This window comes from Kribbella sp. NPDC003557, assembly GCF_040610805.1.
Classification (GTDB): domain Bacteria; phylum Actinomycetota; class Actinomycetes; order Propionibacteriales; family Kribbellaceae; genus Kribbella.
Map to the genome: position 1 here is coordinate 632,305 of NZ_JBEXMY010000005.1, position 25,914 is coordinate 658,218.

Consider the following 25,914-nt stretch of genomic DNA (forward strand, 5'->3'; position numbering starts at 1 on the left):
AGCTTTCAACGCTCCCGCGGGTTCACTGGTACGACGTACGTCGCGAAGGCAACCAGCCGAAACGAGGCCGCCGGGTCTCTTTCAGGGCGGCCTGCGCGCCGGGCTCGGCCTTCGCGAAGGACAGCAGCATGCCGATCGCGATCAGCGTCGGCAGCAGTGCGGAACCACCGTACGACAAAAGCGGGAGCGGGATACCCACGATGGGTAGCAGTCCGATCACGGCGCCGAGGTTGACCAGCGTCTGCGCCATGATCCAGATGGTGATCCCGGCCGCCGCGTAGCGGACGAACGGCTCGGTGTTCCGGGTCGCGATCCGCACCCCGGCGTAGGCCAGGGTGAGGAACAGGGCGAGCACGGTGAGCGACCCGACCAGGCCGAGTTCCTCACCGATCACCGAGAAGATGAAGTCGGTGTGCGCCTCCGGCAGGTTGCCCCACTTCTGCCGGCTGTTGCCGATCCCGACGCCCCACCAGCCGCCGGTCGAGAGTGCGTAGAACGAGTGGTACGCCTGCCAGCCGATCCCGGAGGCGTCGCCGAACGGGTTCATGAACGACGTGACCCGGTCGAGCCGGTGCTGCGCCGTCATCACGAAGTACGTCGCGATGGTGCCGACGACCGCGATCGTCGCGACGAACAGGCGGGTCGGCGCGCCGACCACCCAGATCAGCCCGATCATGATCGCCATCAGCACCAGCGCCGTGCCGAGGTCGTGCTGCCCGACGACCAGCGCGATCACCAGACCGCAGACCGGCACCATCGGGACCAGCAGATGCTTCCACTGGGTGAGCAGCTTCTCCTTGCGGGCATAGAGGTCCGCGCACCACATCACCATCGCGAGCTTGGCGAACTCACTCGGCTGGATCTGCAACGGGCCGCCGAGGTTCAGCCAGTTGGTGTTGCCGTTCACGCCGACGCCGAGACCCGGGATGTAGGTGAGCACCAGCAGGAACACGGAGCCGAGCAGCGCGACGTAGGCGAGCATCCGGAAGTGCCGGGGCGTCATCCGCGAGGCGACGTACGCCATCGGGAGGCCGACGCCGACCCAGATCAGCTGCCGGACGAAGATCGTGTAGCTGTTCCCGTTCGCGCGCAGCGACAGCACGCTGGACGCCGACAGCACCATCATCAGGCCGAGCACCAGCAACAGGCCGGTCGCCCCGAGCACGATGTGGTACGACGTCAGCGGGCGGTCGAGGATCTCCTTGATCGCCGCGATCCACGGGCGCTCACTGGTCTGCTTCTTCTGGTCCGGCTGATCTGCGATCGACGTCACGCGATCACCTCCGGATCAGCCGGCCAGCGAGCGAACGGCTTCGGCGAAAGCGTCCCCACGGGCTCCGTAGTTGGCGAACATGTCCCAGGAGGCGCAGCCGGGCGCGAGCAGCACGGTGTCACCCACCTGTGCGAGCTTCGCCGCCTCCCCCACCACGATCTCCATGGCACCAGTGTCGGTTGACTCGACGACGATCCTCGGGACATCCGGAGCGTGTCGCTCGAGAGCTTCGGCGATCACGTCCTTGTCCTGCCCGAGCAGCACGACCGCCCGCAAACGCTTGCGGGCCGCGATCACCAGCTCGTCGAACGTCGCGCCCTTGGCCTGGCCGCCGGCGATCCACACCACGTGCTCGTAGGCCAGCAGCGAGGCCTGCGCGGCGTGCGGGTTGGTGGCCTTCGAGTCGTCCACATAGTTGACCCCGGCAACGTCCGCGACGTGCGCGATCCGGTGCTTGTCGGGCCGGAACCCGCGCAGCCCGTCACGGACCGCGGTCGCCGGTACGCCGAAGGCGCGGGCCAGCGCGGCGGCCGCCAGCGCGTTCGCGACGTTGTGCGGCGCGGCCGGCGTGACGTCGTCGAGCGACGCCAACTCCAGCGCCGAGGTCTGGCGCTGCTCGACGAACGCACGGTCGACGAGCAGGTCGTCGACCAGCCCGAGCATCGACAGTCCCGGCGTACCGAGGGTGAACCCGATCGCGCGGCAGCCCTCGATCACGTCGGCTTCCTCGACGAGGTGCTCGGTGGCCGGGTCCGCGACGTTGTACACGCACGCGACCTGGCAGTTCTCGTAGATCCGGCCCTTGTCCTGCGCGTACGCCTCGAGCGACCCGTGCCAGTCGACATGGTCCGGCGCGATGTTCAGGACGGCGGCGGCGTGCGCCGACATCGAGTGCGTGTAGTGCAGCTGGTACGACGAGAGCTCGACCGCGATCACGTCGTACGGCTCGGGGTCCATCACCGCCTCGAGCAACGGCAGGCCCACGTTGCCCGCGGCAACGGCCCGGTGCCCGGCCGCCTGCAGGATCGCGGTCAGCATCTGCACGGTCGTGGTCTTGCCGTTGGTGCCGGTGATGCACAGCCACGGCGCCGCGTGCTCCGGGTCGCGCAGCCGCCAGGCCAGCTCGATCTCGCTCCAGATCGGCACGTCCCGCTCGGCGGCCTGCGCGAGCAGCGGCGCGTGCGGCGGTACACCGGGAGACGTGACGACGACGTCGACGTCCTTCGGCAGCTCCGCCGTACTGCCCGGGCCGAGCGTGATGGTGGCGCCGAGCGTCTCGAGGATCTGCGCCTTCTCGCGCAGCGCCTCGGTGTCGCGGTCGTCGAGGACGACGAGGTGCTCGGCGCCGGCCTGGATCAGCGAGTCGGCGCAGGCGTAGCCCGCCGTACCGAAGCCGAGCACGACGAACCGGGTGGTCGCCCAGCCGTCGGAGGTACGGGTCTCGAGACTCATCCGGTCACCCATTCCGCGTAGAAGACCCCGAGTCCGATCACGACGCACAGCCCCTGGATGATCCAGAACCGGATCACCACGTTCACCTGTTCCCAGCCGAGCATCTCGAAGTGGTGATGCAGCGGCGCGATCAGGAACAGCCGTTTCCCGACGCCGGTGGCCTGTTTGGTGATCTTGAAGTAGCCGACCTGCAGGATCACCGAGGCGGTGATGACGACGAACAGACCGCCGAGCAGCAGCACCAGCAGCTCGGTCCGGGTCATCACGGCCATCCCGGCCAGCGCGCCGCCGAGGCCCAGCGAGCCGGTGTCGCCCATGAAGATCTTGGCCGGTGACGCGTTCCACCACAGGAACCCGAACAGCGCACCGGTCAGCGAGGCCGCGACGACCGCCAGGTCGTGTGGATCGCGGACCTCGTAACACTTCGCGCCGACGCCCTGCGCGGTCGCGCAGCTCTGGTTGAACTGCCAGATGCAGATCAGCGTGTAGGCGCCGAACACCATCATCGACGCGCCGGTGGCCAGGCCGTCCAGGCCGTCGGCGAGGTTCACCCCGTTCGACATGCCGGCGATCAGCAGCAGGATCCAGATGATCACCAGGATGGCCGGCAGCTCCAGCCAGCCGATGTCGCGGATGAACGAGATGAACGGCGATGCCGGCCGCTGGCCGCGCTCGTCCGGGAACTGCAGCGCGAGCACCGCGAAGATCACCGCGACCAGCGTCTGGCCGGCCAGTTTCGCCTTGCTGCGCAGGCCCAGGCTGCGCTGGCGGAAGATCTTGATGAAGTCGTCCAGGAACCCGACCGCGCCCATCCCGGCGAACAGGAACAGCACCAGGATCGCCGAGGCGCTCGGCGGTGTCATCGTGAACAGCTTCGCCGCGAAGTACCCGACGATGGTCGCGATGATGAACACGAAGCCGCCCATGGTCGGCGTGCCGCGCTTGATCTGGTGGGACTTCACGCCGTCGTCGCGGATCTCCTGGCCGTAGCCTCGCCGGGCCAGCCACTTGATCGCGTAGCGGGTGCCGAGCAGCGTCAGCACCATCGCGACGGCGCCGCCGAACAGGATCGAGATCACTGCTGTTCCTCCAGCAGGGCGTCGGCGAGGCTGCGCAGTTTGGCGGCCTTCGAGGACTTCACCAGGACGACGTCACCCGCGCGGAGCTCCGCACGCAGCAGCTGCAGCGCCTCCGGGATGGTCGCGACGTACGTGGACTCGTTGCCCCACGAGCCTTCCAGCGAGGCGCCGAGGTGGATCGGCTTGGCGCCCTCGCCGACCACGACCAGCCGGTTCACGTCCAGCCGGACGGCCAGCCGGCCGATCGCGTCGTGCTCGTCGGCCGAGGTGTCGCCGAGCTCGAGCATCTCGCCGAGCACCGCCCAGGTCCGCGCACCGCGGGACCGGCCGATCGCGACCAGTGACTTCAGCGCGGCGCGGGTCGAGTCCGGGTTCGCGTTGAAGGCGTCGTTGATGACCGTCACGCCGTCGGCGCGCTCGGTCAGCTCCATCCGCGCCGCGGACACCCGCTGCGCGGCGTTCAGGCCGTCGGCGATCTGCTCCGGCGTCAGCCCGACCGCCAGCGCGACGGCCCCGGCGGCGAGCGCGTTCGAGACGTGGTGCTCGCCGATCAGCTGCAGCTGGACGGCGCCGCTGAAACCGCCGATGTGCAGCGTGAACGCCGGCCGGCCCTCGCCGTCGAGCTTCACGTCCGTCGCCCGGACGTCCGCCTCGGGCGCCTCGCCGAAGGTCAGCACCTTCTCCCCGGTCCGGCTCCGCATCGCGGCCACCCGGTGGTCGTCGGCGTTGAGCACCGCCGTACCGCCCGGTGCGACGGCCTCGATCAGCTCGCCCTTCGCGATCGCGATGTTGTCCTGGGACCCGAACTCGCCGATGTGCGAGGTGCCGACGTTCAGCACCAGGCCGACCGCCGGCGGTGTGATCCCGCTCAGGAACTTGATGTCGCCGGTGTGCCGCGCCCCCATCTCGGCGACCAGGTACTTCGTCGACCGGGTCGCCTGCAACGCGGTCAGCGGGTGCCCGAGCTCGTTGTTGAACGAGCCTTCCGGCGCCACGGTCTCGCCGTACGGGCGGATCACCTGGCCGATCAGGTCCTTCGCGCTGGTCTTCCCGGTCGAGCCGGTGAGGCCGATCACGGTCAGGTCCGGCAGCTTCGCGATCACGTGCCGGGCCAGGTCGGCGAGCGCACGCTGCGCGTCGTCGACGACGAGGCACGGGCTGCCGTCCACCGGCCGGGTGGTGAGCGAGACGGTGACGCCGGCCGCGGTCGCCGTACCGACGAAGTCGTGGCCGTCGACGCGTTCGCCGGGCAGGGCGACGAACAGCCCGCCCGGTCCCGCCGCCCGGGAGTCGATCACCACCGGGCCGTCCACGACAGCCGTGGGCTCGGCGCCCACGAGCTCCCCGCGGACGACGTCGGCGATCTCGCCGCAACTGACAGGGATCACCGGTCTGCCTCCAGCAACTCACGCACGGTTTCGCGGTCGTCGAACGGGTGGATCACGCCGCCGACGTCCTGGCCTGTCTCATGGCCCTTCCCGAGCACGACGACGGTGTCGCCCGGGCCGGCCAGCTCGATCGCGGACGCGATCGCCCGGCGCCGGTCACCGATCTCGTGCAGGTCCACGTCCGGTACGGCGTCCCGCGCGCCGGCCAGCGCGGCGGCACGGATCGCCGCCGGGTCCTCGCTGCGCGGGTTGTCGTCGGTGACGATCACGACGTCCGCCGCCCTCGCCGCCTCGGCGCCCATCGCGGGCCGCTTCCACGGATCCCGGTCGCCGCCGCAACCCACGACCGCGAACAGCCGGCCCTTCGTCGCACCCCGCGCGGCCCGCAGCGCCAGCGCGACCGCGTCCGGCGTGTGCGCGTAGTCCACGATCACCGCCAGGCCGTCCGCACGGGTGAACGTCTCCATCCGCCCCGGCACACTCGCGGTGCGCAGCCCGGCCGCGATCGTCTCCGCGGGGACGTCGACCTGCCGCAGCATCGCGGTCGCGAGCAGCGCGTTGGCCACGTTGAAGTCACCGGGCAGCGCGATCTCGACAGTCAGCGTCTCCCCCGGGCCCTGGACGTCGATCACCGTCGTGCCGTGCTCCGAGCGGTGCAGACCGGCCACCGTCCAGTCGGCGTCGCCCTTGGTCGACACGGTGACCGTCGGTACGACGGTCTGCGCCGCGAGCCGGCGACCGTACTCGTCGTCGATCGTCACCACGGCGACATCGCACCGCTCCGGGGTGAACAGCGAGGCCTTCGCCTGGAAGTAGTCCTCGAACGTCTTGTGGAAGTCCAGGTGGTCCTGCGTGAGGTTCAGGAACCCGGCGACCGCGTAGCGGGCGCCGTCGACGCGGCCCATCGCCAGCGCGTGGCTCGACACCTCCATCGAGCACCACGCCACGGACCGTTCCCGCATCACCGCGAACAGTGCCTGCAGGTCGGTGGCCTCCGGGGTGGTCCGGACGCTCTTCACGACCTCGTCGCCGATGCGCGTCTGGATCGTCCCGATCAGCGCGGTCGGGCCGAGCCCCCGCAGAACCGAGTCCAGCAGGAAACTGGTGGTGGTCTTCCCGTTCGTGCCGGTCACGCCGAGCAGCCGCAGCGCACTGGTCGGCTCGCCGTACACCCGGGACGCGACCGCTCCGAGCACGCTGCGCGGCTTGTCGACGACCAGCACCGGCAGGCCCGTGGCCGCGGCGCGGTCGGCTCCGGCCGGGTCGGTCAGTACGGCGACCGCGCCGGCCTGCTGGGCCCTCGCGACGAACTCCGCACCGTGCGTGACCGCACCGGGCAGAGCGGCGTAGAGGTCGCCGGGAAGGACGGAACGCGAGTCGAGGGATACGCCGGTCACGGTCGCCGGCGACGTTGCCGGCAACTGTGCGTGGGCGACGTTCGCGAGGTCGGCGAGGCTCACCGGCACGACGTGCCGTGGCCTGATCGCTGCGACCGCGCCGCCGGCGGCGGTAGGGGTGGACACGGGCCCTGAGGCTACCGCTCCAGGCCCCGTGACTCCTACCTGACCCTGCGTCACCGGACTGTGCGTCACCAGGCTGGGCGTCACTTCCACGTCAGCGGGATGTTCGGCTGCGCCGCGCCGGTCGGCGGCACGACGTACTTCTGCAGTGCGTAGCTCATCACGTCTCGGAACACCGGTCCTCCTTGGAGACCACCACCCCGGGCACCCTGGGGATCGTGCAGTACGACGTACGTCACGAACCGTGGGTTGTCGGCCGGGGCGAATCCGGCGAAAGAAGTCGCCCAGTTGCCGTACTTGCCGGTCCCCGGAACCACCTGCTGGGCGGTGCCGGTCTTGCCGGCCACCAGGTAGCCGTCGATCGCGGCCTGCGGCGCGGTGCCCTTCTTCGCGGTCACCGCCTCCATCATCGTGGTGACCTCCTCGGCGGCCTTCTCGCTCACCACCCGGCGCGGCGCCGCGGTCTGGTTCGGGATCTGGTTGCCGTTCGCGTCGACGTAGTTGCGGACCACCTTCGGCGGCACGTACACGCCGCCGTTGGCGACCGCGTTCACCGCCGCGGCCTCCTGCACCGCGTTCACCGACAGTCCCTGGCCGAACGCGACGTTCGAGCGGGTGATCTCCGGCCACTCGTCGCCCGGCGCCAGCCGGCCCTTGGTCTCGCCCGGGAAGTTCAGGCCGGTCGGCTCGCCGAACCCGAAGTCGTGCAGGTACTTCACGAACCGCGCGATCGGCATTTTCTGCGCGGCCATGATCGTGCCGACGTTCGACGACTTCGCGATCACGCCGGAGATGGTCAGGTTCATCGTGTCGTGCGACCAGTGGTCCTTGATGGTCCGGCGCTGCACCTCGATGCTGCCGGGGACCTTCAGCTTGGTGTTCAGGTCGATGATCCCGGCGTCGGCCAGGGCGGCCATGGTGACCACCTTCTGCACGCTGCCGGGCTCGTAGCTGCGCTCCAGGGCCGGGTTGTTCAGGTCCTTCGGGGAGTAACCCTTCTTGTTCGGGTCGAACGTCGGGTAGTTCGCCATCGCCATCAGCTCGCCGGACTTCACGTCCATCACGACCACCGTGCCGGAGCTGGCCTGGTAGTCCCGCACCGCCTTCTCGATCCGCTTCTCGGCGAAGTACTGCAGGTCGGTGTCCAGGGTCAGCTGGACGCCGAGACCGGGCTTCGGCTCCTGCACGGTGTGGTTCGCGTTCGGGATCTTGTTGCCCTTGGCATCGACCTCGTACATGGCCTGGCCGTCCTTGCCGGACAGCTTGTCGTTCAGGCTGTACTCGAGGCCGGACTGGCCCTTGCCGTCGGCACCGGTGACACCGACGAGGGTGGCCGCGATGCTGCTGTTCGGGTGGCTGCGGATCGGGTCTTCCTCGGTGTACAGGCCGGCCAGCAGCGGCGCCTGCTGCTCCTTCGGCTTGCCCTTGTTCTGCTCGGCGATGGGCACGTTCGCGGCCTTGATCTCCGCCTGGATCGCACTCCACACGGTCGGGCTGACCTGGTGTGCGAGGAGGGTGTAGCGGCCGGTGCCGGACAGCTCGGTGACGAGCTTCGCGGCCGTCGTCCCGGGGAGCTTCGGCGCCAGGATCGCGGCCAGTTGCTGGGCGACCGGCTTGGTCTGCTGCGGGTCCGCGGTGATCGCCACCGCGTCCTCGGTGACCGCGAGTTCGACGCCGTTGCGGTCCGTGATGGTGCCGCGGTTGGCGTGCAGCGTGTACGAGCGGGCGTTCTCCTTGGTCGCCGCCTGCGCGTAGCTGTCCGGGTCCACCCCCTGGAGCAGCACGAGCCGCCCGGCGAACAGCGACAGCACGAACGCCATCACCCCGAACGTCATCCGCAACCGCAACGCCGGCCGCCCCAGCCGCAACATCCGCGGCGGCTTCTTCACCCGCCGCTTCTTCGGCCGCGGCCGAGGCCGATTCTGCGGCGGCCGCTTGCGCGCGGCCGCGGTCTTCTTCACCGGCCGCTTCGCGGTCTTCTTCGCGACGCCCTTCGTGGACTTCTTCGCCGCGCCCTGTGCGGTGCCCGTTGTGGTCTTCTTCGCGGTGCCCTTTGTGGGAGCCTGCTGACGAGGGCTCGACGTACCGGCCGCAGGTCGCTTCGCCGCGGCCTTCTTCACCGGACGTGGGGCAGCCGCCGCCCGCGCGCGTTCTTGCTCCTCGCGTGCCTTGCGGAGGAGGCGTTCGCGGGTGGATTCGGGGCGACCACTGTCCGTAGTTGACGGACGACGGGGTTGAGCCTTGCGGGGTGGGTTGTCCCTCCCCGATGCGGCACCACGCTTGCGTGGTGGCGGCTCGTTTCCCCGTCGGTCCGTCATCCGATCATCCCCGTGTGGTCGTGGCGGGCTTCTTCGTCGTGGTCGTGGCCGGCGGCTTGGTGGTGCCGGCCGGCGGCTTCGTCGCGGTCGTGGGCGGCTTCGTGGTGCCGGGCTTCGTGGTCCCCGGCTTGGTGGTGCCGGCCGACGGCTTCACCGGCGTCACCGGCTTGACCGGCGTGACCGGCTTCACCGGCGGCTTCGCGGTCACCTGACCGCTCGGCGTCCCCGGCCCGAACATCGCCGTACCGGCGCCGGCCTTGCCCTCGGCCGGTACGCCGAGCACCCGGCCGTCGGACAGCCGCAGGAACACCGGGTTCGGGTTCGGCACCATGCCCATCCGCAGCGCGCGGTCGGACAGGTTCTGCGGCGACTCCAGCGTCCGGACCTGCTTCTCCAGCTGTTCCTGCTGGTCACGGAGCTGGTCGGCCTGCGAGCTCAACTTGGTGATGTTGAACGTCCCACTCTGCAGCTCCGTGTTCAGCAGCAGCAGACCGACCAGTCCGGCGGCCAGCAGCGACACCACGAAGATGACGAACGGCATCCGCGGCGGCCGGAAGGGCGCGCCGTACACCACCCGCAGCCGCGGCTGCGCCTTCTTGGCTGTGCCACCGGCGACCGGAGTCACCCGCGCCTTCTGCGGGCTGAAGACAGTACTCATCAGGCCACCAGTCCCCTCTCCCGGATCCGCTCGGCCGCCCGCACGCGCGCAGAGGCGGCGCGCGGGTTCACCGCGACCTCCTCCTCGGTCGGCCGTTCGGCGCCCCGGGTCAGTAGCTTCAGATACGGTTCGTGCCCCGCCGGGATCACCGGCAGGTCGTCCGGTACGTCGGACTTCGTGCCCGGCGCGAACGCCTGCTTGGTGATCCGGTCCTCCAGCGAGTGGTAGCTCATCACCACGATCCGGCCGTGCAGCGCGAGCGCCCCGAGCGCGGCGGGCAGTGCGCGACGCAGCACCTCGAGCTCCCCGTTCACCTCGATCCGCAACGCCTGGAAGGTCCGCTTCGCCGGGTGACCGCCGGTCCGCCGAGCCGCCTGCGGGATCGCGTTGCGGACCAGCTCGGACAGCCGCGCGCTGTTCGTGAACGGCTCGGTCTCCCGCTCGCGCACGATCCGGTCCGCGATCCGGCGGGCGAACTTCTCCTCGCCGTACTGGAACAGGATCCGGGCCAGGTCGGCCGCGCTGTAGGTGTTGAGGATGTCGGCGGCCGTGGTCGGGCCGGTCGGGTCCATCCGCATGTCCAGCGGCGCGTCCTGCGCGTACGCGAACCCGCGGCCGGCCTCGTCCAGCTGCATCGACGAGACGCCGAGGTCGAACAGGATGCCGTCGATCGCCGGGACGTCGAGCTCGGCCAGCACCCGCGGCAACTCGTCGTACACCGCGTGCACGAGGGTGATCCGCTCCTGGTACGGCGCGAGTCGCTCGCCGGCCAGCCGCAACGCGTTCGGGTCCCGGTCGAGGCCGATCAGCCGGACCTCGGGGAACTGCCGCAGGAACGCCTCGGAATGACCGCCGAGGCCGAGGGTCGCGTCGACGACGACGGCGCCGGGACGCGCGAGCGCCGGCGCCAGCAGCGCGACGACGCGCTCCAGCATCACCGGCACATGCCGCTCCGCAGCGTCCATCTCGACCCTTCCCGTCGCCGCGGGGACGACCCTGCCCCCGCAGGTCATGTGGTGCGTAGACGGGCCGGAGACAGCACCGTCCGGTCAGATCGCGGGTACGCCTTCCGGGGAAGTACCTGCTGGTCTTGGCGCCGGGGAAGTGACGCCAACACTCCAGGTCGGAAGTCGGACCCGTGATCTCACCGGACGGTCGGTGTGTTCCAGTCCTCGCACACTGTTCAGCTTGAAGTTCAGAAGATCCCGGGCAGTACTTCCTCGGACAGGTCGGCGAACGCCTGCTCCTGCTCCGCGGAGTACCGGTTCCAGTTCTCCGTGTTCCAGATCTCCACCCGATTCATCGCCCCGATGACGACGCAGTCGCGATCCAGTGACGCATAGTCGCGCAGCATCGGCGGGAGGGTGACCCGGCCCTGCTTGTCCGGCATCTCGTTGGAGGCGCCGGCGAACAACATCCGGAGGTAGTCCCGCGCACCTTTGTTGGTGATCGGGGCCTGCTTCAACTGCTCGGTCAGCTGGACGAACTCACGCTCCGGCCACACGGACAGCGATCGCTCCTGTCCACGGGTGATCACCAGGCCGTCGGCGAGCTCGTCGCGGAACTTCGCCGGCAGGAACAGCCGTCCCTTGTCGTCGAGCTTGGGGAAGTGAGTTCCGAGGAACACGCTCCACCTCCCCGTTGCGGACTCTCCGACTCAGGCGAGTGATTCCACCACTTCAGTTCCACTGCGCTCCACCTTACTCCACTTTCCACCACCGTCAACCAACTTCCGCCCCGATCCACCCCTGTGCCGCCTGAATTCACGCTCAGCGCCCGCGTGTCGCTGCCGCCTCAACCGTTGCCGCGACCCGCCTGTTCGAGGCGCTTTCAAGCGGCTGTGGAGCGAAGTGGAGGACGGTGTGGAGCGAAGTGGAGGACGCGGTGGAGGAAAGTGGAGGAGCCGCCGGTGAACTCTTCGCGGCCCGGAACCGTGAACCAGGCAGTGGCTGGCAGCGTCGTACGCCCCGCACACTGCTTTCACCGCCCGTACGCTGGGGGGAAGACTTTTCCGACCCCGCCGTGAGGGCGTGCGCCGATGGACACCGAAACGCCAGGTAACGAAACTCCCGCGACTCTAGGCCCGACCCCTGCCGCGGGACAGAATGTGTCGGCAGTCAACGAATGGGGAGGACACAGAGTGAGCAGCACCGCGACCAGCTCGCCGCTGGCAGGAGCCGGGGACTTCGACGAGCTGTCCGAGGTGGCGGGCCGAGTCCGGCGGGCCATGGAACAGGTGATCGAGGGCAAGTCCGACGTCGTCGAGGTCGCCGTCACGGTTCTGCTGGCCGAGGGACATCTGCTGATCGAGGACGTGCCGGGCGTCGGCAAGACGATGCTGGCCAAGGCGCTGGCGAAGTCGATCGACTGCAGCGTGCGACGGATCCAGTTCACGCCGGACCTGCTGCCGTCCGACATCACCGGTGTCTCGGTCTTCAACCAGGAGATCCGCGACTTCGAGTTCAAGCCCGGCGCGGTGTTCGCGAACATCGTCGTCGGCGACGAGATCAACCGCGCCTCGCCGAAGACGCAGGCCGCGTTGCTGGAGTCGATGGAGGAGCGTCAGGTCACCGTCGACACCACGACGTACCAGCTCGAGGCGCCGTTCATGGTGATCGCGACGCAGAACCCGATCGAGATGGAAGGCACGTACCCGCTGCCGGAAGCGCAACGCGACCGGTTCATGGCGCGGGTGTCGATGGGCTACCCGGAGCCGGCCGCCGAGCTGCGGATGTTGGACGGCCACGCGGCCGACGACCCGCTGCAGAGTCTGCAGCCGGTCACCGACGGCCAGCAGATCCTCCGGCTGGTGAAGACGGTGCAGTCGGTGCACGTGTCGGAGTCGGTGAAGGAGTACGCCGTGGCGCTGGTCGGCGCGACCCGCCGCTCGCAGGAGCTCCGGCTCGGCGCGAGCCCGCGGTCGACGCTGCACCTGATCCGTGCGGCGCGTGCCGCGGCCGCACTGGACTCGCGTGAGTTCGTGCTGCCGGACGACATCCAGGAGCTCGCGGTGCCGGTACTCGCGCACCGCGTGCTGCCGGCGGCCGAAGCGCATCTCGGTGGGCGCGGTGCGGCCGACATCATCTCCGGTCTGGTGGCGAGCGTGCCGCTCCCCCGCACCCGCCGGGACTGAGCCATGCGGCAGGCACTGCGCGGACTGACCACCAGGGGGCGGGCGTTCGTCGCGGCCGGTCTGACGGCTTCGCTGTGCGCCCTCCTGCTCGGCCAGAAGGACCTGCTGCGCGTCGGCATCCTGCTGGCCGCGCTGCCGATCGTGGCGGCGCTCGTCGTCGGCCGGACCCGGCTGCGCCTCCAGGTGCGGCGCAGCCTCGCGCCGGACCAGGTCCCGGTCGGGACGCAGGCGACCGTCGAGCTGGCGCTGAGCAACCAGGGCCGGATGCCCGCAGGGCTGCTGCTGCTCGAGGACCGTATTCCTTATGTACTGGGCCACCGCCCGCGGTTCGTGGTCGACCGGGTCAGCCCGAACTGGCGCCGGACCGTCACCTACCCGGTCAAGTCCGACGTGCGCGGACTGTTCCAGGTCGGCCCGTTGATGCTGACCGTGGCCGACCCGTTCGGGCTGGTGGAGACCAGCCGCACGTTCACCCGCAGCCAGCACCTGCTGGTCACGCCGCGGGTCTACAAGCTGCCGGAGATCCGGCTCGGCGCGGACCGCGCCGGTTCGGGTGAGAACCGGCCGCGGGCGATCGCGGCCGCCGGCGAGGAGGACGCGACCGTTCGCGAGTACCGCGACGGCGACGACCTGCGCCGGGTGCACTGGCGGTCGACCGCGCGCCGCGGCGAGCTGATGGTCCGCCGCGAGGAGCAGCCCTGGCAGAGCCGGTGCGCGTTGTTCCTGGACGCGCGGACGATCTCGCACCACGGGCACGGACCGTCGTCCAGCCTGGAGTGGGCGGTCAGCGCGGCCGCGTCGATCGGCATCGACCGGATGCGGCGCGGCTACGTCACCACCATGCTCGGCGGGCCGACCACGCTGTCGGCGATCACGCACCGGACGTCCGCGGCGGTGCACCAGCCGCTCACGCAGCAGCAGCTGCTGACCGAGTGCGCGACCGTCGAGGAGCACAAGTACGCCGAGCTCGCTCCGTTGCTGACGGTCGACCGGCACGCACAGGATCCGAGCCTCGTGATCGCGATCGTCGGTGCCTGCGGCAGCGAGGACGTCACCGCCCTGAACCGGTGGCGGACCAGCCAGGCGACCGGTGTCGCACTGGTGCTGGACGCCGCGAGCTGGGCGGTCGGCGCCGAGGCGACCGAGAAGGCGGCCCGCCTGACCGCCGCCACGGACGCCACCGAGAACGAGCTGCGCCGCAACGGCTGGCGGGTCGCCAGGGTCCGCCGCGGCGACCATCTCCCGACCGTGTGGTCCGGACTGGGACTACGGAGCGGACGAATCGCATGACCGGACACGCCAGGATCTCGCTTGCCGCTTGGGGCGCGACCGTGCTGGGGGCGATGGTCCTCACGCCGGTGTTCTCGGGGCCGTTCCTGTTCATCAGCGCGTTCCTGTGCGCGCTGATGACGGGTGTCGGCGTCCTCCTGCAGAACCTGCGCGCCCCGCGGATCGTCGTACCGATCGTCCAGCTGGTGGTGCTGATCGAGCTGCTGTCGCTGTTCTTCCTGCACGACACGATGAAGTTCGGGCTGCTGCCGCTGAAGGCGACCGCGCTCGAGTTCAACGCGCAGCTGGTCGACGCGATGGACTCGATCAACCGGTTCAGCGCACCCCTGCCGCAGGACTCGCATCTGACGCTGTTCGCGGTGTCGGTGATCTCGGCGGCCGGCTTCCTGATCCACGTCATCGCCGTGCAACTGCGGCAGGCCGCGTGGTCCGGGTTGCTGCTGCTGATCATGTACACGGTGCCGGCCGCGACCGTGCACGGCGGACTGCCGTGGCTGCTGTTCATCCCGCCCGCGATCGGGTACATCCTGCTGCTGTCCGCCGAGGGTCGCAGCCGCCTCAGCCGCTGGGGCCGCCGAATCTCGGGTGTCTCGCACCTCGACGCGGCCGAGCCCGTCGAGGCGTCGGCGCTCGGGCAGGCCGGCCGGCGGATCGGGCTGACCGTCGTCGCGATCGCCGCGCTGCTGCCCGCGTTGCTGCCGACGTTGCCGGAAGGTGTCATCGGCAACGGCCTGGCCGGCGGCGGCACCGGCAGCGGGATCGGGGCGAGCATCTCGTCGACCGACCCGATGCTCGACATGGGCAAGAACCTCAAGCGCGGCGACAACGTCGTGGCGCTCACGTACAAGGGCGGCCCGGCCGGCGGCACGTACCTGCGGCTGACCGCGCTCGACCTGTTCGACGGCAACACCTGGCGGATCGCGCCGCGGTCCCCCGGACAGAAGCTGAACGGCGGTGACCTGTCCGCGCCGCCCGGCTATTCCGGCGACCTGTCGAAGGTGCAGCAGACCTCGATGGAGATCGACGTCACCCGCACGTTCCGCTCCCAGTTCGCCCCGGTCCCGTACCCGCTGCGCTCGATCTCGCTGAAGCGCGACTGGCGCTACGACGCCGGCTCGCTGGACGTGGTCTCGTCGAACGGGTCGATCGTCGGCGGCAAGAAGTACAAGCTGACGTCGTACGACGTGCAGCCGAGCCCGGAGCAGCTGCACGACGCGATCACCGCCAGCGCACCCGACCAGTACACGTCGGTCGTGCCGCAGCGGACGCCGAACGACATCAAGCAGAAGACGTACGAGATCACCGCCACGGCCAAGGACAACAAGTTCGAGGCGGCCGTGCTGATCCAGAACTGGTTCCGCAGCGGCGGCGGCTTCACCTACAGCACGCAGAACGCCAAGGGCAGCGGGATGGCGGCCCTCGAGGACTTCCTGCTGACGAACAAGGAAGGGTACTGCGAGCAGTTCGCCACCGGGATGGCCCTGATGGCCCGGATCATCGGGATCCCGTCGCGGGTCGGCATCGGCTTCCTGCCCGGGTCGTCCGGCAAGGACGGCGAGTACACGGTCAGGATGCACGACATGCACGCGTGGCCGGAGCTGTACTTCCAGGGCATCGGCTGGGTCCGGTTCGAGCCGACGCCGTCCGCCCGGGTCGCGGCCACGCCGGGCTGGACGATCGCCGCGAACGCGAACCCGACCAACCCGACGACCGCGCCGACCAACGTGCCGACCACGCCGGGCGACCGGGAGACCCCCGGGGCCACCCGGCCGCGCAACGACCCGAACCTGCCGAACGACAGCGGCACCGTGATCGTTGACTCCGGCAACTGGTTCACCAACGGCGGCGGCAAGGCGATCGCCGGCGGCCTGGGCGCCGTCCTGCTGCTCTGCGTCCCCTGGCTGATCCGGACGCTGACCCGGCGCCGGCGCTTCCTGCGGCCACCGGGACGCGCCGCGGCCGAAGGGCTGTGGGCCGAGATCCGGGACACGTCACGTGACCTGGGCCTGGACTGGTCCGACATCGCGACGCCGCGGCAGGCCGGTCAGTGGCTGGTGTCCAAGCTTCCCGGCGACACCCACGACGCCGCGCGCCGGCTGGCCCGCGGGATCGAGGCGCTGCGGTACGCCGGGGACGCGCATCGCGAGCTGGACCTGCGCGACGACGCGGCCGCCGTACGCAAGGCGCTCTGGTCCCAGGCCCGGCTCCGCCGGCGTTGGCGGGCGCGGTTGCTGCCGCCTTCGTGGCGCTGGTACCTGAGCCGGGGTACGACCGAGGCGTCCGACCTGCTCGACGAGTTCGACCTGCTCCTGGCCCGGCTGCGGTCGCTGATCCTCCCGAAGCGACCGCGCACGAACTGACGACCCGCCCTACAGCGAGATCTGATAGAGGATGAAGCCCCGGTTCTCGGCCACCTGGTCGTAGAGCCGGCGGGCGGTCGCGTTCGACTCGTGCGTGGACCAGTACACGCGTCCGCACGCACGTTCGCGGGCCCAGTCGGTGACGGCGTCGATGAGGGCCCGCGCCACGCCCCGGCCGCGGGCCTCCGGCGCCGTGAACAGGTCTTGCAGGTAGCAGGAGTCAGGCGCCGTCGTACTCGCGTGCGTCAGGAAGTGCACGATGCCGGCCAGTTGCCCGTCCAGGCGGGCGCCGAGCGCGTGGATCTCCTCGTCGTGCCGGAACCTGGTCCACGCCTGCTCGAAGAACTCGTCCGGCATCGTGCGGCCGTAGAACTCGTTGTAGCCGGCGAACAGGGTCTGCCAAACGGCACGGTCAGTGTCTTCCAGGCGTCCGATGGTGAGCATGGACGAACGGTGTCACGCCAGAGGGCCTAGAAAGGGCCGCACCCGTCCCACCAGGGCACGGGTGCGGCCGAAAAGTCTCGAGAACGTCGAGATGCGCTCGGAGCGGTCAGAGATCCTCGTCGCGGCGGCGCCGCCAGCGGTCTTCCATGCGCTCCATGAAGCTGCCGGACGAGTCGTGCTTGGTCCGGTGCCGCTTCGTCGGCGGCGGCGGCGGGATGTCGTCGGACTCCCCCGCGTTGCTGATCCGCTTCATACTCAGCGCCGCGATGTACAGGCAAGCCACCATCATCACGAAGCCGATCACTCCGATGATGGTGTTGGGAATGATCGCACCGGTCATCAGCACCGCGATGCCCAGCACGAATCCAACGCCGGCAAGCACTGCCCGGCGCTTGTAGTACAAGCGCACATTGGTCCCACGCATGGCGGAAACGAACTTCGGGTCTTCCGCAGCAAGGGCACGTTCGAGCTGCTCGAACTGGCGCTGCTCTTCTTCCGAGAGGGGCACCGTCGATCCCTCCATGATGAGCGCGATCTCGATAGGCCGCCTCCAGTCTAGGCCGCGCCCGCGTCACACGAAACCCTGACCGGCTGTCCAGCGCGTCACGGTCCCGCAACTGCCCCGGCCAGGAGGGTCCCAAACCCGTGTCCTTCGGCGTGTCGCTCACAGCCGGTTCACAGCAAGCGTCCGCCCAGGCGTGCCGGAGGTAGCGCTCTGGTCACCCTCCGTCGCAGGGATCAGCGGGTGGCGAGGATGTGCAGCTGCGTCGCCAGCGCGCGGAACGCCGGGTGCCGGCTGGCCGCGCGCTCCAGCTCGGCCAGCGAATCGGCCGCGCCCGGCTCGGAGTCGACGAACGCGGACGGCACCAGGTCGGCGAAGGTCCGGACGCCGTGCACCGTGTGGACCAGGAAGCCGGCGTCCGCCAGCTGCCCGGTGATCCCGGCCTCGTCGAACCGCCGCGGCATCGGGTCGGTCGCGCCCCAGCGGCCGTCCGGGTCCTGCAGCGCGATCCGCGCCTCGGCCAGATGACCGGCCAGCGCCCGCGCCAGCACGACGGCGTTGCGCTGGGCAACCAGCAGGCTCAGTACGCCGCCCTCGCGCAGCACCGAGGCCATCGCCTGCAACGCCTGGACCGGGTCGTCGACGACCTCGAGCACCCCGTGGCACAGGACGGCGTCGGCGCTCGACTCCCCCGCCAGCCCGGGCAGCTCCGCCGCGTCGCCCTGGACGCCGCGGACGAGCTCGCTCACGCCTTCGTCCCGGGCGCGGCGCTCGAGTGAGGCCAGCGCGTCCGGGCTCGGGTCGACCACCGTCACCCGGTGTCCCTCGACCGCCAGCGGAACCGCGAAGCCGCCGGTGCCGCCGCCGAGGTCGACGATGTCCAGGCCGGCGCCGGGATCGGTCCGCTCACGTCCCGCCAACGCAACGCGCAGCGCCTCGCCCACCAACGCCGTCCGTACGCCGCGCCGCCGCCGATCCACCATCAACCCTCCAGCCGGTCCCCCATCGCCACCCCACCGCGCCACACCCTACTTCCACCGGACACGCGGTCCGGCCCCCGCCCGGCGTAAGCGTTCGATAAGTCCTGGCATCTGTCGCCGCGGCGGCGATCGGCGCACTCTCGTGACAAGGGGAGATGCGATCACCAGGGAGGGATCATGGCCATCTTCAGCAAGTCCTTCGACGAGCCCGACGAGCGACGTACACCGGACAAGACGAGCGTCGACGTCGTGAATCTGCCCGGCGCCAGCGTCGCCCGGATCACCATCCAGCCGGGCTGGCGCTGGTCCGACTGCATCCGTCCGGTCACCGGCGGCGACTCGTGCCAGGTCCGCCACGTCGGCACCCTGCTCTCCGGCGAGGTGGAGATCGTCCACGACGACGGGAGCAAGGCGCGGTTGGCGCCGGGCAGCGCCTACGTCATCGAGCCGGGGCACGACGCCTGGGTGGTCGGCGACGAGCCGGCGGTCGGCCTGGAGTTCGAGTCGCTGGCCGCGGAGACGTACGCCAAGGCCTGAACCGGCGGCCGGTCCGGCTGAGGCAGCACCGGAGGGGTTGCGGCCTCACCGGGACCCGGCACTGCACTGCGAGGGCGTCGGCGCTCTACTGCGAGGGCGCCCGGCCGATGACGTACAGACGCCGGGTGGTTTCGGCGCGCCCTGTCAGGGGGCCGCGCAGGTACCACTCGGTGTCGGTGAGGCCTGCGGCTTCGACCGCGCCGACGACGTACGCCGGGTCGTGGAGGACGTAGTCGAGGCTGACCTCGTGCCCGAGCAGCTCGTCGACGTGCCGGACCTCCTCACCGGCGTGCAGCGCGAGAACCAGCCAGCCGCCGGGGTCGAGCGGACGGGTCAGGGCGGCGATCGCGCCGGGCAGCTCCGACGCGGCCAGGTGGATGAGCGAGTACCAGCCGAGGACCGCGGCCCAGCCGGAGCTCGCCGGCGGACGGCCGAGCCGGCGCAGGTCGCCGACCTCGAACGTCAGGTGCGGGAACCGGCGGCGGGCCTCGGCGATCATCTCGGGCGCGAGGTCGATGCCGGTGGCCTCCGCGCCCCGGTCGGCCAGGTACGCCGTGACGTGGCCCGGACCGGTGCCGACCTCCACCACCGGGCGACCGTTGGCGTGGGCAACCACCCGGTCGAGCAGCCACCGCTCGAACGGCAACGCGTCCAGCTCGTCGAGCAACTCGTCGGCGTACGTCGCCGCGACGGCGTCATAGGCCGACCGCACCCGGGCGTCACGCTCGTCGGCTCCTTCGGCGATCACCGTGTCACGGTCGACGCTCTCGACGGCGACGGTTGCCTCCGCCTCGGGCACCGGGCCGAGCAGGTGGATCCAGCGGCGGTCGTGCTGCCCGACGCGCCGCTCCAGCTCCCGGACCAGCGGGTCGGGCCGCGCCGCCATCCGTTGCAGGCAGGCCTCGACGTCGCCGCGGTCCCCGAACGCGTGCAGCCGCTCGGTCCGCGTCCGCAACTCGCCCGGCGCTTGTGCCCCGCGGAGCAGCAGCACGGTGATGAGCGCCCGCTCGTCCTCAGCGAGCTCGAGCTTCTCGTCGAGGATCTGGTGGTACTTCAGCGTCCGCCGCCCGACATCCGCCCAGACGATCCGCAGCAGCTCCCGGTCCCGCAGGGCCCGCGCGGTTCGCTCCACCGTGCCCTGGTCGTAGTCGACGACCGGATCCCGGTTGCTGGTCTGGTTGCACGCCGTGCGCAGGGCGTTCGCGGTCAACGGGTACGACGCCGGCACCGTGACCTGCTTCTCCAGCAGGCTCCCGAGAACCCGCTGCTCCTCGACATCCAACACCGGAAGTCCACTCACCCCGCCGACCCTAAACGCTTCCCGGCCGACCGATGAACACCTTTCGGTCGGCTCAGCCGGGTTGGTAGGTGTCGGGCAGGGTCAGCGGCTCGAAGGCGGTGCCGTTGCACGCCGGGCAGAGGATGTCGGTCTGGAGGCCGGAGCCGGCGCACTGGGTGCACAGGCCGTCGTGCCAGGAGTCGCCGGACAGCGCCTGGTGCGGACGTGGGTAGTGGGTGTCCGGCAGGTAGCACTCGACGCCGGTGAGGGCGTGAACACGCCCGCACAGGTCCTTGCCGAGTCCTCTGGAGGGTTCGGTCACGGTCGGGATCTCCTCAACGCTGGGCGGATGCGCGCCTCAGCTGGCTCGCATCCAGGACTGGGTCAGGACGGACTGCGGGTCGGTGGTCGCGGTGAGCACCGGGGTGGTGGACAGCCGCAGGCTGGCTTCCACCTGGGTGTAGAAGGTCTCGACGGCGCGGATCAGGTCGTCCGCCTCGCGAGTGGTGACGGCGCGCTCCAGCCCGGCCTCGGCGGCGGCGCGCTGGGCGGCGCCGGCGGCGAAGAACGTGGCCCACTCGCCGAACTCGGGCGCGACCTCGGCGAGCAGCACCCAGGCGTTGCGCTGGACCCGCCGGCGGCTGCCCGAGCGGACCGGGCGGGCGCGGACGGCGAGCACCGCGGCCGCGACCCGGAGCGCCGCGACGTGGGCGCTCGAGTAGCGGATCAGGTGGTCGTTGGTCTCGGTCGCCTCGGCCAGGGCGGCGCGGGCACGGGACAGCTCTCGGCCGGCCGCGCCGGCCGCGGCCGGCGACACCGGTGAAACAGTCATCGGTCGGTCACCCTTTCCAATTGCCAACGGCCCGAGTGCGGGTCGTGGGCGAGGTCGAACATCTCCTGCCGGCCGGACCGCCCGCAGCCGGCTTCCACCCGGAAGACCGAGCGCTCCGGTCCCCAGTCCGCATCCAGCACCCCGACGGCCGCCGGGGTGGCGGCGGACAGCGTGCCCGACAGAGCGCCCGGCAGAGGGCCGGACGGGGAGCCGGACAGCGGGGTGGAGAGCGCGGGGGCGGGAAGCGTGGCAGCGGGGCGCGAGCGGGGGTTGGCCGCCGCTGCCACGCCGGCTGTGTGCGTCCGGGCCGGACGCGACGCGGCGCGCGCCGCCGAGCAAGCCTCGGCGACGGTCGCCGCGTCGATCCGCGCCAACGAATCAGCCCCCGCGCCCCGCCGGTCGCCCCGGCGGTCGGTGTGCGAGTCGGTCCGGTCGAAGGTGCGGTCGGCGCGGGCGTCGTAGGCGTAGGTCGTGCCGGTGGGGTCGGTGCGGGTGGCCAGTGGGTCGTGGGTGTCGCCGGTGCCGATGACGCCTCGCTCCCACCAGGCGGCGGTCTCGGTCCACTGGGACCTGACCGCGCGGACCCGCCACAGCCGGCCGCGCCAGAGGAACTGGTCGGGGACCTGCACACCGTCCACCGCGACCGAGTGCACCTCGACGGCGTCGTCGAACTCCCACATGTCCCATCGCCTCCTGATCACCGCCGGCCCCGAGTCGGCGGCCCGGCGGGTGGGCACGGGGTGGGGGTCGAGGACCACCCCGGTGCCCGGCCCGCCGGGACCACCGGATTCCGATGCGGCCGCAACTCCGCACCGGAGCCGTCCAGCTGTCCGGTCCACCCCGGTCCGGCCTCCCGACGAAACCGGGCCCGAGGTAATCGAACATCTGTTCGAACAAGGGAAGAGTATCGCCGCCCGCCGACAGTCGTCAACGTTCCGTAAGCCCGGCGCGCCGTTCGCGGCGGCTTCCGGGCGCCAGACTGGGAGTTCCGGAACGAAGGGACGGACGATGCGGAAACGGACAGCCGGAACCGCCGCGGCGGCGGTCGCCGTCGTGGTGGCAGCGGTCGCGCTGCCGCTCTTCCAGCCGTGGCGGCTCGTCACCGACAAGGTCGTCGACGAGGCGGTGCCCGGCGCTGTTCCGATCTCCACGACCTCATCGTCGACGACGCCACCGACAATTTCCGCCACACCTGAACGGCAGCCGGAACGGCAGGCGTCACGGCCGGCGTCACAGTCGGCACCGAGCACGTCACCACCGGCAAGGGTTCTCCTGACCGGGAAGCTGATCTCGCACGAACACGGCACCTCCGGCACGGTCTCCGTGCTCGCCCTCCCCGACGGCAGCCGGTTCCTCCGGATCGAGAACCTGGACACCTCCGACGGCCCCGACCTCAAGGTCTGGCTCAGCGACGCCGAGGTGATCTCCGGCAAGGCCGGCTGGCACGTCTTCGACGACGGCCGGTACCGGTCCCTGGGCGACCTGAAAGGCAACCACGGCAACCAGAACTACCCGATCCCCGGCGCCGTCCGGCTCGAGGACTTCCGCAGTGCCGTCATCTGGTGCGACCGGTTCAATGTTTCGTTCGGCGCCGCCGCACTCGCCTAAGCTCTCGGCGTGAGCAGTCATCCCAATGTGCAGAAAGTGGCCGACGCGCTGGCGGCGGCCGGTGCGACCGGCGAGATCGTGATCCTCGACGAGGCGGTGCCGACGGCGGCGGCCGCCGCGGCCGAGCTCGGCTGCGAGGTCGGCGCGATCGCGAACAGCCTGATCTTCGCCGGCGACGGCGCCCCGGTGCTGATCCTCACCTCGGGCGCGCACCGGGTGGACACCGCCAAGGTCGCCGCCGAGCTCGGGATCGGGAAGCTGAAGCGGGCCACGCCGGAGTTCGTCAAGGAGCACACCGGCCAGTCGATCGGCGGCGTCGCCCCGGTCGGGCACCCGGGCCGCGTCCCGACGTTCGTCGACACCGCCCTGGAGCAGTATCCGGTGATCTGGGCCGCCGCGGGCATCCCGCACTCGGTGTTCCCGACGACGTACGGCGAGCTGCTGAAGCTCACCGACGGCACGCCGATCACCGTGAACTGAGCGCCTACCGACCCAGGACGGCGGGAATCGCGGTCCGCACGAAGCGCCGGGTCAGCCCGGCGCGGGTGTGCCGCCGCCAGGGACCGGTGCGGAACTCCGGCCCGTAGCGGCGGCGCCAGATGTCCTCGACGACGTCCGCGGGAGCTCCGAGACGGGGCAGGACGTCGAACGCGGCGCGCTTGGTGATCAGGTCGCCGGTGGCCAGCGTCACGTGGGCGCGCGCGATCGTGAGCAGGCTGAGGTCGACCCAGATGTCGGCGTACCAGTTCGACCGCTTCCGGGTGGCCGGCAGCCAGAACTTCCGCAGGTCGCCGCGGATGAACGCGAACAGCTCGTCGTCGGTCGTCGGCGGCAGCAGCTCGGCGGGAGCCGGGCCGAAGAGCGTTCGGTTGCCGATGGCAAGCTCCCGGCGGGTCACCGGCGTCACTGGACGGTCGAAGTACCGGCCCTGGGCGAACGTCGGGTGCCGGACGGACGGATCGGCCAGCTGCGACGACAGCAGGTAGGAGCAGTGCAGCTTGGCTGCCAGCGGGTCCGAGCGCATCAACTGCTGGTGCAGCTCCGCCACGGCCGGGGCCGGCGGTGAGGAGACGACGGCGACCACGTCCAGGTCGCTACGCCCCACCTGGTAGTCCCCGAGCGCCAGCGAGCCGTGCAGCCAGATCGCTTCCACAGCGGCGACTTCGCGCACAGACGCAACGAAGCCGTCCAGCAGAGGCTGGACGGCTTCGTCGAACACGACAGCCAGATTAGACGGCCGGCCGGACGTCTACGTCGGCAGCCCGGACGTAGGCCATCCGGTGGCCGAACCAGATCTGGTAGTACTTGTCCTTCCCGAGCACCTGGACGTGGTCCGCCGGCGGCTCTCCGGCGAACGTCACGGCCCGGTAGTAGTCGGTCTCGATGCTCAGGTCACCGACCGGGTAGGCCTGCCCGGCGCCGATCGAGTACTGCAGCGGCGTCACGGTCTGGTACGGGATGCCGGCCGGGTACGCCGACTGCTCCGGGTACGCGCGCCCGTACACCGGCACCGACGCCTTGCCCGCCTTCGGCTTCACGACCAGCCCCGGCTTGGCGAACGCGTCAGGCGCGGACGCCGGGCTCTTGAACCAGCCCTTGGCACCCAAGTACCAGACCGCGACCCAGTCACCCTGACGCTCGGCCACGACGTACTCCGAACCCGCCGCGACGCGGGAGCCCATGTCCGAGACCTCGATGGTGCCGTTGGACCCGTCCGGGTGCAGACCGAGGTCCTTGACCAGCGGAGCGTTGTCGTCCGGCGCCTGGCGCAGGTAGACGAAGTTGGTGCCCTGCGGCGTGCACGGCGTGCCGGGCGTGGTGCAGCTGTTGATGACCTGGACGTTGCCTTCGAAGCCCGGCTTGATCGTGACGATCGAGCCCGCCTTCACCGGGAACACGGACTTGCCCCAGATCGGCGCGCCGACCAGGTCCATGTAGTGCTCCCAGTCCCAGTACGGTCCCGGGTCCCAGTGCATGCCACGGACCGTCGACGGGACGGTGCCCGGCACCTGGTCGTGGCCGATGATGTGCGCGCGGTCGAGCGGGATGTCGTTCTTGACCGCCAGGTACCGCACGAGCTTGGCCGAGTTGCGGTAGAGCGCCTCGGTGTACCAGGTCGCGCCCTGGGCCGCGAAGCCCTCGTGCTCGATCCCGATGCTGTGCATGTTCACGTACCAGTTGCCGGCGTGCCAAGCGACGTCGTTGGCCTTCACGTGCTGCCAGATGTGGCCGTCCGACGAGCGCATCGTGTACTGCCAGCTCACGTACGTCGGGTCCTGGACCAGGTTCAGTACGCCCTGCCAGCCGCCCTCGGTGTCATGGATGACGATGTAGTCGATCTTGCCGGTCTTCGGCCGGTTCGCGAGGTCGTGGTTGCCGTAGTCGCCGTCACCGAACTCCGAGTACGGTGCCGGCAGCCACTCGCAGCCGAGCGACGCCGGGCACTCCACGTCCGAGGTGGTCGGCTGCACACCGGCCGGCAGCGACAGCTTGCCGAGCTGCGACTTGTCCGGCGTCACCGCGACGGCCGGCATGGCGATCTGCTGGCCGGTGTTGGTGGTCCGGGCCGCGCCCTTGGCCATGATCGAGTAGACGTCGTCGGCGAACCCTGCGGCGCCGGCCTTGTCCCCCGCCTCGGCGTACGACGCGACCGCGCCGTACCAGGCCGCCGGTGAGGTGTCCGCGCCGACCGGCAGGCCGAGCGACTTCTGGTACGACGCCAGCACCGCAGCGCCGCCGTTGATGTTGGCGGTCACGTCGGTGCGCAGCGCGCCCTGGTCGAGGCCGGTCAGCTCCGACGCTTTCTTCAGCGTCTCCAGCGAGTCGGCGGTCGCGACCTTCTGCTTCCCGGACAGGTCCGCCACCTCGGACGCACCGAGTGCGGTGAGGTGCATGGGGCCGTAGCCGCCGGACGTGCTCGGCGCGCCGGCGTGGTCGTCCCAGCGGGACTCCGCGTACGAGACGGCCAGCAGGACCGACTCCGGTACGCCGTACTTCGCGGCGGCCGCGCTGTAGGCCGACGCGGCGACTGTTGACGACGTGGACGGCTCACCCTGTTGTGACGCCTCGGCGGGTGGACCTCCCAACGACACGCCGGTCAGGGCGACCGGCAGCGCTACCGCAGCGAGTGCGGCAAGAATCTTCGGACGACGCAGCATGATGTTCTCCTGAACCCGTGGGCGGGTGCCGGTCACACAGACTGGCAGCCTAGTCACTGTGGGTCGAGGCGACGCGGATGTCAACGGTTAACCAAAACTCACG

24 protein-coding genes are annotated in these 25,914 nt (G+C 70.6%); 6 read left to right on the top strand and 18 right to left on the bottom strand.

Translation table 11 applies throughout. From position 1 onward, the window contains the following. Nucleotides 1-22: 22 nt before the first annotated feature. The 9 genes from ftsW to mraZ all read right to left on the bottom strand — a co-directional run bounded on the left by ftsW (nucleotide 23) and on the right by mraZ (nucleotide 11,315). Nucleotides 23-1,273: a putative lipid II flippase FtsW gene (gene ftsW / locus ABZW60_RS23600; RefSeq protein WP_355480097.1), complete on the bottom strand. Its 1,251-nt coding sequence runs from the start codon at nucleotides 1,271-1,273 to the stop codon at nucleotides 23-25. Between the two features lie 15 nt (nucleotides 1,274-1,288). After that, nucleotides 1,289-2,725 carry a UDP-N-acetylmuramoyl-L-alanine--D-glutamate ligase gene (gene murD, locus ABZW60_RS23605; RefSeq protein ID WP_355480099.1) on the bottom strand — a complete coding sequence of 479 codons (1,437 nt, stop codon included), beginning with the start codon at nucleotides 2,723-2,725 and terminating at the stop codon, nucleotides 1,289-1,291. Continuing rightward, the gene (mraY, locus tag ABZW60_RS23610) at nucleotides 2,722-3,804 is read right to left on the bottom strand and encodes a phospho-N-acetylmuramoyl-pentapeptide-transferase (protein ID WP_355480101.1); all 1,083 of its coding nucleotides are present in this window, start codon (nucleotides 3,802-3,804) and stop codon (nucleotides 2,722-2,724) included. Before mraY ends, murD begins: the two co-directional genes overlap by 4 nt. Then, nucleotides 3,801-5,192: a UDP-N-acetylmuramoyl-tripeptide--D-alanyl-D-alanine ligase gene (murF, locus tag ABZW60_RS23615; protein ID WP_355480103.1), complete on the bottom strand. Its 1,392-nt coding sequence runs from the start codon at nucleotides 5,190-5,192 to the stop codon at nucleotides 3,801-3,803. The genes mraY and murF overlap by 4 nt, the downstream gene beginning before the upstream one ends. After that, nucleotides 5,189-6,658 carry a UDP-N-acetylmuramoyl-L-alanyl-D-glutamate--2,6-diaminopimelate ligase gene (locus tag ABZW60_RS23620; protein WP_355480504.1) on the bottom strand — a complete coding sequence of 490 codons (1,470 nt, stop codon included), beginning with the start codon at nucleotides 6,656-6,658 and terminating at the stop codon, nucleotides 5,189-5,191. The genes murF and ABZW60_RS23620 overlap by 4 nt, the downstream gene beginning before the upstream one ends. 137 nt (nucleotides 6,659-6,795) lie before the next feature. Continuing rightward, nucleotides 6,796-8,832, bottom strand: coding sequence for a penicillin-binding protein 2 (locus ABZW60_RS23625; RefSeq protein WP_355480105.1), 2,037 nt, complete (start codon nucleotides 8,830-8,832; stop codon nucleotides 6,796-6,798). 202 nt (nucleotides 8,833-9,034) lie between these two features. Continuing rightward, nucleotides 9,035-9,688, bottom strand: coding sequence for a hypothetical protein (locus ABZW60_RS23630; RefSeq protein ID WP_355480107.1), 654 nt, complete (start codon nucleotides 9,686-9,688; stop codon nucleotides 9,035-9,037). Continuing rightward, a complete protein-coding gene (rsmH, locus tag ABZW60_RS23635; protein WP_355480109.1) occupies nucleotides 9,688-10,653 on the bottom strand; it encodes a 16S rRNA (cytosine(1402)-N(4))-methyltransferase RsmH in 966 nt (321 codons plus the stop codon). The genes ABZW60_RS23630 and rsmH overlap by 1 nt, the downstream gene beginning before the upstream one ends. Nucleotides 10,654-10,883: 230 nt before the next feature. Continuing rightward, nucleotides 10,884-11,315, bottom strand: coding sequence for a division/cell wall cluster transcriptional repressor MraZ (gene mraZ / locus ABZW60_RS23640; protein WP_355480111.1), 432 nt, complete (start codon nucleotides 11,313-11,315; stop codon nucleotides 10,884-10,886). Nucleotides 11,316-11,915: 600 nt separating this feature from the next. On the opposite strand from mraZ, the gene ABZW60_RS23645 reads away from it, so the two are divergent. The 3 genes from ABZW60_RS23645 to ABZW60_RS23655 are packed head-to-tail and all read left to right on the top strand — an operon-like array spanning nucleotide 11,916 to nucleotide 16,471. Further along, on the top strand, nucleotides 11,916-12,821 hold the full coding sequence (locus ABZW60_RS23645) for an AAA family ATPase (protein WP_355480506.1): 906 nt from the start codon (nucleotides 11,916-11,918) through the stop codon (nucleotides 12,819-12,821). 3 nt (nucleotides 12,822-12,824) lie between these two features. Continuing rightward, complete coding sequence (locus tag ABZW60_RS23650) at nucleotides 12,825-14,111, top strand: DUF58 domain-containing protein (protein ID WP_355480113.1); 1,287 nt, start codon at nucleotides 12,825-12,827, stop codon at nucleotides 14,109-14,111. After that, nucleotides 14,108-16,471, top strand: a complete 2,364-nt coding sequence (locus ABZW60_RS23655; RefSeq protein WP_355480115.1) for a DUF3488 and transglutaminase-like domain-containing protein — start codon at nucleotides 14,108-14,110, stop codon at nucleotides 16,469-16,471. Before ABZW60_RS23650 ends, ABZW60_RS23655 begins: the two co-directional genes overlap by 4 nt. A 9-nt stretch (nucleotides 16,472-16,480) precedes the next feature. Here the strand turns inward: ABZW60_RS23655 and ABZW60_RS23660 are convergent, their stop codons facing one another. From ABZW60_RS23660 to ABZW60_RS23670, 3 genes are all read right to left on the bottom strand, one after another. After that, the gene (locus ABZW60_RS23660) at nucleotides 16,481-16,915 is read right to left on the bottom strand and encodes a GNAT family N-acetyltransferase (RefSeq protein ID WP_355480117.1); all 435 of its coding nucleotides are present in this window, start codon (nucleotides 16,913-16,915) and stop codon (nucleotides 16,481-16,483) included. Nucleotides 16,916-17,021: 106 nt separating this feature from the next. Continuing rightward, nucleotides 17,022-17,423, bottom strand: a complete 402-nt coding sequence (locus tag ABZW60_RS23665) for a DUF3040 domain-containing protein (protein ID WP_355480119.1) — start codon at nucleotides 17,421-17,423, stop codon at nucleotides 17,022-17,024. A gap of 230 nt (nucleotides 17,424-17,653) precedes the next feature. Next, on the bottom strand, nucleotides 17,654-18,400 hold the full coding sequence (locus ABZW60_RS23670) for a methyltransferase domain-containing protein (protein WP_355480120.1): 747 nt from the start codon (nucleotides 18,398-18,400) through the stop codon (nucleotides 17,654-17,656). 174 nt (nucleotides 18,401-18,574) lie between these two features. Here ABZW60_RS23670 and ABZW60_RS23675 point away from each other — a divergent pair, with 174 nt between their 5' ends. After that, nucleotides 18,575-18,934 (top strand): cupin domain-containing protein, encoded by a 360-nt coding sequence (locus ABZW60_RS23675; RefSeq protein ID WP_355480122.1) that lies wholly within the window; start codon nucleotides 18,575-18,577, stop codon nucleotides 18,932-18,934. A gap of 85 nt (nucleotides 18,935-19,019) precedes the next feature. Here the strand turns inward: ABZW60_RS23675 and ABZW60_RS23680 are convergent, their stop codons facing one another. Genes ABZW60_RS23680 through ABZW60_RS23695 form a run of 4 tightly spaced genes read right to left on the bottom strand, consistent with a single transcriptional unit; the run spans nucleotide 19,020 to nucleotide 21,725 of the window. Continuing rightward, the gene (locus ABZW60_RS23680) at nucleotides 19,020-20,234 is read right to left on the bottom strand and encodes a DUF480 domain-containing protein (RefSeq protein WP_355480124.1); all 1,215 of its coding nucleotides are present in this window, start codon (nucleotides 20,232-20,234) and stop codon (nucleotides 19,020-19,022) included. A gap of 52 nt (nucleotides 20,235-20,286) precedes the next feature. Then, on the bottom strand, nucleotides 20,287-20,535 hold the full coding sequence (locus ABZW60_RS23685) for a hypothetical protein (protein ID WP_355480126.1): 249 nt from the start codon (nucleotides 20,533-20,535) through the stop codon (nucleotides 20,287-20,289). Between the two features lie 36 nt (nucleotides 20,536-20,571). Beyond that, on the bottom strand, nucleotides 20,572-21,045 hold the full coding sequence (locus tag ABZW60_RS23690; protein ID WP_355480127.1) for an SAV_6107 family HEPN domain-containing protein: 474 nt from the start codon (nucleotides 21,043-21,045) through the stop codon (nucleotides 20,572-20,574). Then, nucleotides 21,042-21,725, bottom strand: coding sequence for a DUF6504 family protein (locus tag ABZW60_RS23695; protein WP_355480129.1), 684 nt, complete (start codon nucleotides 21,723-21,725; stop codon nucleotides 21,042-21,044). Before ABZW60_RS23695 ends, ABZW60_RS23690 begins: the two co-directional genes overlap by 4 nt. A gap of 328 nt (nucleotides 21,726-22,053) precedes the next feature. On the opposite strand from ABZW60_RS23695, the gene ABZW60_RS23700 reads away from it, so the two are divergent. Then, entirely contained in the window at nucleotides 22,054-22,653 is a 600-nt protein-coding gene (locus ABZW60_RS23700; RefSeq protein ID WP_355480131.1) for a DM13 domain-containing protein, read from the top strand. A gap of 9 nt (nucleotides 22,654-22,662) precedes the next feature. Further along, on the top strand, nucleotides 22,663-23,133 hold the full coding sequence (locus ABZW60_RS23705) for a YbaK/EbsC family protein (protein WP_355480133.1): 471 nt from the start codon (nucleotides 22,663-22,665) through the stop codon (nucleotides 23,131-23,133). A gap of 4 nt (nucleotides 23,134-23,137) precedes the next feature. Here the strand turns inward: ABZW60_RS23705 and ABZW60_RS23710 are convergent, their stop codons facing one another. Together ABZW60_RS23710 and ABZW60_RS23715 are read right to left on the bottom strand one after the other, a co-directional pair. Beyond that, on the bottom strand, nucleotides 23,138-23,872 hold the full coding sequence (locus ABZW60_RS23710; RefSeq protein WP_355480134.1) for a nucleotidyltransferase domain-containing protein: 735 nt from the start codon (nucleotides 23,870-23,872) through the stop codon (nucleotides 23,138-23,140). Nucleotides 23,873-23,882: 10 nt separating this feature from the next. After that, entirely contained in the window at nucleotides 23,883-25,811 is a 1,929-nt protein-coding gene (locus ABZW60_RS23715) for an N-acetylmuramoyl-L-alanine amidase (protein WP_355480136.1), read from the bottom strand. Nucleotides 25,812-25,914: the final 103 nt, after the last annotated feature.